The organism is Methylobacterium sp. WL6 (assembly GCF_008040095.1).
Taxonomy (GTDB): Bacteria; Pseudomonadota; Alphaproteobacteria; order Rhizobiales; family Beijerinckiaceae; genus Methylobacterium.
On sequence record NZ_VRVH01000557.1, the window covers coordinates 1 to 1360 of the forward strand.

Here is a 1360-nt window from a genome sequence, read left to right on the forward strand (position 1 = left end):
CTTCAATCGTCGCGGCGCGGGCTTCGAGGCTCCTGGGCATAAAGGGCCGGCCAGCACGGCCGCGAGGGCGACGGCGGGGGCGAGGCTGCAGGGTATTAGGCGGCGGCCTGCTGCTCGGGCTCGGCCTCGGCCCCGGCCGACACCGCGTTGTTGTTGGCCGGGGCCGCGACCGAGAGTGCCCGATTAAGGGGCGTCGTCGAGGGCCCGCTCGCGACCCTTGGCCCACAGGCGGTAGGCAATGCCGGCAGCGGCCAAGACAGACCCGACCACCGTCAGCACGGTCAGGGCGGTGGTTACCGACGACAACTTGTCGGCCACCGGGTTCAGCGTGTCAGTCACCTGCGAGATGGCGGTCGTGACGATCCCGCCGCCGGTGGTCGCGTCGGCGAACCCCTTGAGCGAGGCCGCCATGGCTCGCGTTGACGGAGAGGTTCGCCGTGGCACGCCGGGGAGTGCCGCGGAGCCGCGGACGGCTGGTCCTGATCGCCTCGATGCCATTCGACCCTCCGCGGCGGTTACCCACTCGGGTTTGCATAATGCCGTCCTGTTCCTCGACATCGAGACCGTTCCGGACCCCGAGCTCGTACCGCTCGACTGGCCCGCGGAGCGCTTTCCGAAGTGCGCGTGGCACAGGATCGTGGCGATCTCATTCGTTGTCGCGGAACTCTCCCGCGTGGACGGGGTGGAGGCATACGCGTTCTCCGAGTGCCGCAGCGGGGACGAGGCCATACCCGACAAGGCGCGGCTGCTGGCCGCCTTCTAGCGTTTCTTCGCCGCGCGCCGGTTCCGACTCGTTACGTGGAACGGGCGGCGATTCGACATGCCGACGATCCTGGCACGCTCCCTCATGCACGGCGTGGACGCCGCGCCTTGGTTCGTTCGAAGCGATCGGTGGAACGGTTATCGTCAGCGCTATGCCGCCGATTGGCACGTCGAACTCATGGACGCCATGTCCGACCATGGTGCCGCTCCGGCGCTTACTCTGGAGGAGGCCGCAATGATGATCGGCCTGCCCGGCAAGCTCGGCGAACACGGCTCGCTCGTCGCCGCGATGATCGAGGACGGACAGGTCGAGCGTGTCCGAGCGTACTGCGAGACGGATACGCTCAACCTGGCGGTTCTCTACGTCCGCTGGGCTTACCTGGCCGGCAGGACGGACGCCGCATCGCACAATGGTGCCGTGGCCGGGCTGATCGCGTACCTAGAAGCCGAACGTTCGGACCGTCACCATCTCGGCCGCTTCCTGGACGAATGGCGCGCCGCCGCCGGTCGCCGAACGCCGTTCATCGGCATGCGCAAGTAGCGGCCCCGGGCTGGACCGGGCCCTCTTCTTGGGGCATTGGGGGGGAGCCGTCGGGCG

General features: G+C 68.7%; 2 protein-coding genes and 1 pseudogene. 2 read left to right on the plus strand and 1 reads right to left on the minus strand.

Annotation, left to right across the window (positions count from 1 at the left end; genetic code table 11):
• Nucleotides 1–183 precede the first annotated feature (183 nt).
• The gene (locus FV230_RS28310; RefSeq protein WP_147844719.1) at nucleotides 184–411 is read right to left on the minus strand and encodes a hypothetical protein; all 228 of its coding nucleotides are present in this window, start codon (nucleotides 409–411) and stop codon (nucleotides 184–186) included.
• On the opposite strand from FV230_RS28310, the gene FV230_RS28315 reads away from it, so the two are divergent.
• Together FV230_RS28315 and FV230_RS28320 are read left to right on the plus strand one after the other, a co-directional pair.
• Nucleotides 410–763: a hypothetical protein gene (locus tag FV230_RS28315; RefSeq protein ID WP_147844720.1), complete on the plus strand. Its 354-nt coding sequence runs from the start codon at nucleotides 410–412 to the stop codon at nucleotides 761–763. The two genes, FV230_RS28310 and FV230_RS28315, sit on opposite strands and share 2 nt — an antisense overlap.
• A gap of 27 nt (nucleotides 764–790) precedes the next feature.
• A pseudogene (locus FV230_RS28320) lies at nucleotides 791–1303 on the plus strand (3'-5' exonuclease); the annotation flags it as partial.
• Nucleotides 1304–1360: the final 57 nt, after the last annotated feature.